Origin of the sequence: [Phormidium] sp. LEGE 05292, from assembly GCF_015207735.1 — a bacterium.
GTDB lineage: Bacteria > Cyanobacteriota > Cyanobacteriia > Cyanobacteriales > Aerosakkonemataceae > Floridanema.
On the sequence record NZ_JADEWG010000079.1, the window covers coordinates 24,510 to 31,378 of the forward strand.

The window sequence follows — 6,869 nt, forward strand, 5'->3', positions numbered from 1 at the left end:
TTTCTTATCCTCGACCTACGATACTGTCAATCAATATTTTCTTCTATAAAATTTCTTTTGTGCAAAGTAAAATACCCAATGGTTTTGTAGTAAGTTAACGCGCATTTAAATGGAAATTTTTGCAGTCTAGACCCTTGACAAAAACGCTTTCGGGCTAAAAGATAAAGCTTCGTCTTAACAGCGGATCGTTACACTTTTCGTCATAATATATGGGTGTACGATCGCTTTGATAAAGGAGTTATAAAACCTAATAAAATTTAAGAATTCTTAACTCATGACTATTTTCTCTCAAACACTTTGGATATGTTTGTATTAATTGTTACTCACTAATAAATACTGGAATTTCTAACACAAATTCTGCTCCCTTACCAGGTTCAGAATTACATCTCAATTGACCACCATGTTTTTCGGCAACAATTTGGTAGCTAATTGATAACCCTAAACCTGTGCCTTTACCTACAGGTTTAGTAGTAAAAAATGGATCGAATAAACGTTTTCTAACCTCTTCTGTCATTCCTGGCCCATTATCAGTAATACTCACTACTACTATCTGGAAATTATCATTACATTCTGATAAAGAATCACGACTGGACAAAGCTTTTTCACCTGCTAACAAATGACTTTCAGAACGATGTTTAAATACTGAGGTGCGAATAGTAATTTTTCGTGGTTCTGGTACATTTTCCAAAGCATCGATCGCATTGCTGATAATGTTCATGAACACTTGATTCAGTTGTCCTGCATAGCATTCTATAGAAGGGACATTGCCATATTCTTTGATTACTTGAATTTCTGGTTTACCTTGCCCGCCTTTGAGACGACTTTGTAAAATTAGTAGGGTATTATCAATTCCTTCGTGAAGATTTACAGGTTTCTTTTCTGCTTCATCTAAACGAGAAAAGTTTCTTAAAGATAAAACAATTTGCCGAATCCGTTCTGTACCTACTTGCATAGAAGCTAATAATTTTGGCAAATCTTCTTTGAGAAATTCCAAGTCTATTTTTTCCGCTTCTTCGATAATTTCTGGGACAGGATTTGGATAATACTGTTGATATAAATGTAGCAGTCCTAAGAGGTCGGCAATATAACCATTGGCATGGTCTAAGTTGCCGTAAATAAAGTTAACGGGATTGTTAATTTCATGGGCAATACCTGCTACCATTTGCCCTAAGCTGGACATTTTCTCTGTATGTACTAGCTGGGCTTCGGTTTGTTTGAGATTTTGTAAAGCGTGACTGAGTTGTTGGGCTTGACTTTGGGCAGCAAAAGCGGCGGCGCGAGTTTGGGCAAAAAGTTCGGCTTGATCGATCGCGATCGCCAATTGATCCACCACCGCTTTAAGTAATTCAACTTCGCTATTACTCCAAGGTCTAGCGCCACTACAATGGCTGCATACTACTGCACCTAATTGACCAGAATGGGTTTGTAAAGGTATCAATAATTGGGAAGTAATAGCCAAACTATTTAATAGCGATCGCGTTTGCTCATCTAAATTAGTTTCCTTATGAATATTATCAACTCGAATTGCTTCTAAATTCAAAATCTTTTTCACTAAATTGGTGACTTTTTCGCTAGGATAATCACCTAATGAACTAGATAAATCAGGATGGCAAGCTTCATGAGTGACAGTTAAACTTGGTTTTTCTGGGTGAGGCCAACACCAGAGGAAATGACAGCGATCGATTTGTAATAAACTGCGAATTTCATGCACTGCAATTCCCAAAATTGTATCTAAATCTAAGGAATTACGAATTTGGCTAGCTAATCTAAACAGCAAACTTTCGCGGCGGGAAAGCAGTTCCGATCGCGCCCAAGTGCGATCGATCGCCACAGCAATAGCATTAGCCATCCACTCCAACATACTATGTGCTTCTTCGCTGAAAATTTGGCGACTAGAAAGCGCCATTACCCCCACTAAACGGTTTTCCACAATTAAAGGATAAGCTGCAAAAGCTTTCAACAAGGCACAACTACAAGTACCCATTTTTTGCAGCCATAATTTCACACCTAGCTGGTCTTGAGTTTGAATTTTATTATTTAAGTAAGGTTGGTGACTTTGAGTTATAAAATCAACAATTGAACTATCTGGATGTAGCCAATTACAAGTTTGTAGTTCTTCCCTTTCTCCTGTAAAACATTCTTTTCCCGACTGCGGAAAAGCACAATTAACAGCAAAAGCAACTGCTTGCAATTGCAAATTTTCTGCTCCTGGGTTAATTGTCCAAATGCAAGCACTAGCAGCATCCAGATGATCTACCATAATTTGCGTGCACCGGTTGAGGATTTCAGTTAAATTACCACCCTGTCCTAATGTGATGCCAATTTCGGCGCTAAAAACTGAGAGGCGCGATCGCTCCATTAACATCACTTCGGCTTGTTTCCTTGCTGTCACATCCCGTAAATAAATAATTAATCCATCATCATAAGGACAAACTCTCACTTCTAACCAAATACCTAGCGGTAAGTAAAACTCTTCAAAATGAGCAGTCACATTTTGTGATACTACCCTCTGGCATTCTGTAAATAAATTAGAATCACCTACTCCGGGAAACTCACACCAAAAGTTTTTGCCCACTAACTCTCCTTGAGAGTGAGGAAAAATCTGCTCGGCTCTTGAGTTTAAATAGGTAATTTGCCACTGACGATCCAGGGCAATCACAGCATCTGTAATGCTTTCAAATATTTTCTCTACATCCCAAGGCGCTTGTGACGGCATTGATTTAACCTTGATTAATTGATGACCTTGGAGGGACAATTGATTACGTAACTCAAGTTTACTTACAACCTGACGACCTAAAACTTGAAATGCTTGGTACACTTGCCAAGAAATTTCTCGCGGTACATAATCCATTACAGATAAAGTACCCAAAATTAACCCTTGAGTTGTCACTAGGGGAACAGCAGCATAAAATCTAATTTTGGGATTTAGCTGTACTGCTCGATGCAGGGCAAACCTTCGATCGGTCAGAGTATCTGGAATAACTACTATGTCAGTTTGACAGCTGGTAAAAGTGCAAAAATCTTCACATTGTTGGACTTCATTTATACTTAAACCCGATTTTGATTTAAGTAAAAGTTTTTCACCCTGAAACAACCTGATCGCAGCAATTGGAGTTTGGCAAATGTGAGCTGCTAGACTAGTCAGGTCGTCGAAATCAGCCTCAGAGTTATTATTAATTTCACATTGCTTCAGGCTCAAATGATAGAGTTTCAGTCCTGTCCGACTTCCTGACAATGCTTTCATATTTTCAGCCCCCTTTATGTATAAAAATTAACCTATTTGTTGATTAGTATGGAAAGCCCTGCTCAAATTTTTTGACTTTTATTACGCGATCGTTCCCTAACTGGTTTTATATTTTTTTTACACTAACGTTCTACAAAAGTTTTACACGGAGAAACTTTTGCTAAGTTTCCCATATTAATATTTTTTCTTTGCATAAATTAACCAAATTTGTTTATTCATTATGATACTCATCAAGAAATCTACTAATATCATTCGGTTTCTTAAAATTATTTTAAGAACTTTGCCGATTAATTTAAACCAAAATTAATCTTTCTTTAGGTGAATTTACAAAAGTTTATACTTTATTTTTTTATTATTTATCTCTATTGTAGTCCTATTAATTAATCAACTACAATTGTATATGAAATAATGTTAATGTTTGCGTGGGAAACAAGTTAAAGTTGTGGTGTAACCATCAACTGGAAGACGGGAGATATAGGGTATGTCTTCAAATTTAGGTCATGTTTCAACAGTGCTGACGGTGGATGATAGCGTCGTCATGCAAGAAATGATAAAAAGAGCTTTAGGGCGGGATTATCGGGTAATAGTAGCTAGTAATGCAGTTGATGCTTTAGCACTAATTTATCATGAAAAAATTTCCGTATTATTACTGGATGTCTCAATGCCTGGAATCGATGGGTTAGAATTTTGCCGAACAGTACGTAATTTACCGCAATTCCGCGATTTACCAATAATTATGTTGACGGCAAGAGACAAACTTTTTGATAAAGTTCAAGGTCGTTTAGCAGGTGCTACGGAATATTTAACTAAACCGTTTGATGCCAATCAGTTACAACAAGTAGTGGAAAAATTTATCAATGAAAATTTACCAGCTGAAGTTCCCAGAGAAGCTTAATTCGGTTATTTAGTTAGCCAAATTAAGCTGTCTTGAATTAAGAAAATAGGAAATTTTTTTTAAATCCTTCTCCTAAGATACAAAATTTATTCAGGTTAACTTTGTATTTTCACAAGGGTAAGACTTTCCTCAGCTTGCTATTTTTGCTGAAGTAATTCCCGAATAGCCCGTAATCCTGAATCATTAGGAAGCGAGCTAGAATGGACTTGTTTTAGCCAGTTAGCGGCTTCCCAAAGTTCCATTTTGTGGTACTTACATAGATAGGCAATGCAAACTGTTGGGGAACGCTCAATTCCGGCTAAACAATGAACGAAAATAGGGGAATTTTTTTGGATACTTTCGTGAACTATATTGACAGCTTCAGCTAACTGTTCTGCTGTCATTTCTGTTGTGTAATGCCGATCGGGTAAAACCACACGGAAACATTGAAAATTTTGGGTAATTTCCTGTGGTAAAACTCCTTCTTGTTCAGCACAAAGGGACAGCACCGTTTTAATATTGGCTTTGAGCAATTGTTCGCCATCACCTGCTTGAGGTAATCTACCAATTGCTAATTTTCGGGGAATTACCCAATCTACAGAAAACAGATTTTTTGTCTCAGTATTAGTAGTAGATTTCGGTTCAATTCCAAATAGTTTTTTGACTTGGTTAATCATTGTTTATCCTAAAATCCATTTCATAAATAAGTTAAAAATCCTTCGGGAACTAGCTTGAATTTTCCTGACCTAAACTTTTCAATTTCTACCCAAAGAGCTGTTTTTTGGCGTTCTTTTTCATTAAAATTGATACTTTCCACATGGTAAAAATTAGGGTCAACAAAATCGCATTCATAGATAAATAAGATTTCGTGACCCTGCTTCCCCTTGAAATTAAAAATACTTTCCAAACAACCCAAATACTTGATATTGGTTAATTCTGCCTGGATTTCTTCATAGAATTCGCGCTTTAAGGTTTCTTTGCTAGTTTCGCCAAATTCGACACCGCCACCCATAGCACGGTAGAAATTTTCTTCTGTTTCTGGGTCAAATCCTTGGGAGAGAAAAACGCGGTCGCGATCGTCACGAATTATCCCCAAAGCTAAAACCCGAATTTTACCCTCTTTGAGCATAAATTTAATTAGTTATCGTAAACACTAGCTTCCCGCTGTCTAGTGACAGGCCAATCTTTATTTTCGCCTCCAATAAACAAAGTTTCAATGGTGACATACTCCTTACTCAATTGTTGCAGAGCATTGATTAAAACATCGAGAGCGATCGCATCACTAGTACCCAAATCAAACCAGCAACGCGCCCAAATTCCCTGATATTCCACCTCACTCATATTGTGCATCAAAGCCATGAAACTTTCATCAGCAGCATCTTGGTCATACTCCATGTAACTGATGTCTATCCCAGTCTCTTGCACTTGCAAATTTTCGGCATTAAAACCGCCTAATTTTCCCAACAAAAACCAGGAATCAAAAAGTTCTTCAATATACTGTTTTTCCTTGGGACTAGGAACAGTAGAGAACTGTAACCAAATCCATAAATCAAAAGGGTCAAACTCGCGAAACTCTATTTTCATCTCTGCAATCTCAACTAATCTAATTTTGGTAATTGACTCACACTTGGCCCCCATTTTCCTGCTATTGCTCTGACCTGATTTCGCATCGCGCTACAATTGCGTTTGTTTTGTCGATCGCGATCGATAGTATTTTGACTTTTGCATTGTTCGCGGACAATTTGCGCCACCATTTCTTTAGGTAATTTTTCCGAGTTAGCCAAAGCTAACTGAAAATATTTTTGCGCTTCTTGGTCTTGCTTGGCATCGACTAAAATTTGTGCCTTTAAATAGTTTAACTCTGGATTGTTGGGTGTTTCCTGCAAAGCGCGATCGACATATTCCTGTGCTTGCTGATATTGTTTCAAATCCCGACGACCCACAGCAATTCCGCGATAAGCTAAATAACTAGGAGCCGCTTTTTCCAAACGTTTGATTGCCAATTCAGGATTAGAAAAGGGCAAATTTACCGAAATTAGTAAATCTAACCAACCTTTGAGCAAATTAAACTCTGGATCTTCGGGTGCGATCTTTTCCGCCTCATCCAAACTACGATAAACATCCTGTAATTTACCTAAAGCTTGACTCGCACCGCTGAGCGTTCCCTTTTCCGTAATTACCGCAGCCGCATCCAAACCATCACCAACAGCTACGTAAAGATTACCACGTAAAGGATCGGTCGCCTTTAATTTTTCCGCAGTTTCACGGGTTTTGTTAGCGTAAGATTTAAAAGAGTCGGACAAAGCCTGATTTTTCTTATCGCTTTGCCAATCAGTGTAAACCATAGAAGCTTTCATCGCATAAATCAGTGGTTCATTAGGTTCTTGCGCTTCTGCTTCCGGCAAATAAATCTCTGTTGCTGCTTTGTAATTGCCCTCGCGAAACACAGCGTTAAAAGCTGCCTCAGTTTTTTCCCCTATCGGTTTGGGATTATTGGTGCGGAAAGGATCTCCCGCCATCGCCAAATTTATCGACAAGCTGAGAGTCATTACCAGCGAACCGATGAGCGATCGACACTTCCAAGATGATAACCCGCTAACAGAAAAATTTTTCTTACCAGTAGAAAACATCTCTCTCATCACCTCATTTACTCTCAACCATAATTCTGATAATGCCAAAGCCAAGACGCAATAGTAAATTATCCTGTTCCCGTGAGTGGGCAGGGGGGCAGGGGAGACAAGGGGACAAGGG

At 38.2% G+C, this 6,869-nt stretch carries 6 protein-coding genes; 1 reads left to right on the plus strand and 5 read right to left on the minus strand.

Annotated elements, in window-relative coordinates; genetic code table 11:
- Window positions 1-319: 319 nt before the first annotated feature.
- Window positions 320-3,244: a GAF domain-containing protein gene (locus tag IQ264_RS20255; protein WP_193982613.1), complete on the minus strand. Its 2,925-nt coding sequence runs from the start codon at window positions 3,242-3,244 to the stop codon at window positions 320-322.
- Between the two features lie 481 nt (window positions 3,245-3,725).
- Between IQ264_RS20255 and IQ264_RS20260 the strand changes: the two genes are divergently transcribed.
- Window positions 3,726-4,139, plus strand: a complete 414-nt coding sequence (locus IQ264_RS20260) for a response regulator (RefSeq protein WP_193982614.1) — start codon at window positions 3,726-3,728, stop codon at window positions 4,137-4,139.
- Between the two features lie 137 nt (window positions 4,140-4,276).
- Here the strand turns inward: IQ264_RS20260 and IQ264_RS20265 are convergent, their stop codons facing one another.
- The 4 genes from IQ264_RS20265 to IQ264_RS20280 all read right to left on the minus strand — a co-directional run.
- Entirely contained in the window at window positions 4,277-4,795 is a 519-nt protein-coding gene (locus IQ264_RS20265) for a dual specificity protein phosphatase family protein (protein ID WP_193982615.1), read from the minus strand.
- Between the two features lie 20 nt (window positions 4,796-4,815).
- On the minus strand, window positions 4,816-5,247 hold the full coding sequence (locus tag IQ264_RS20270) for an NUDIX hydrolase (protein ID WP_193982616.1): 432 nt from the start codon (window positions 5,245-5,247) through the stop codon (window positions 4,816-4,818).
- Window positions 5,248-5,255: 8 nt separating this feature from the next.
- Window positions 5,256-5,702, minus strand: coding sequence for a DUF3531 family protein (locus tag IQ264_RS20275; RefSeq protein WP_193982617.1), 447 nt, complete (start codon window positions 5,700-5,702; stop codon window positions 5,256-5,258).
- Window positions 5,703-5,716: 14 nt separating this feature from the next.
- Window positions 5,717-6,869: Sll0314/Alr1548 family TPR repeat-containing protein (locus IQ264_RS20280; RefSeq protein WP_322744764.1), on the minus strand; the 1,153-nt coding region annotated here is incomplete at its 5' end.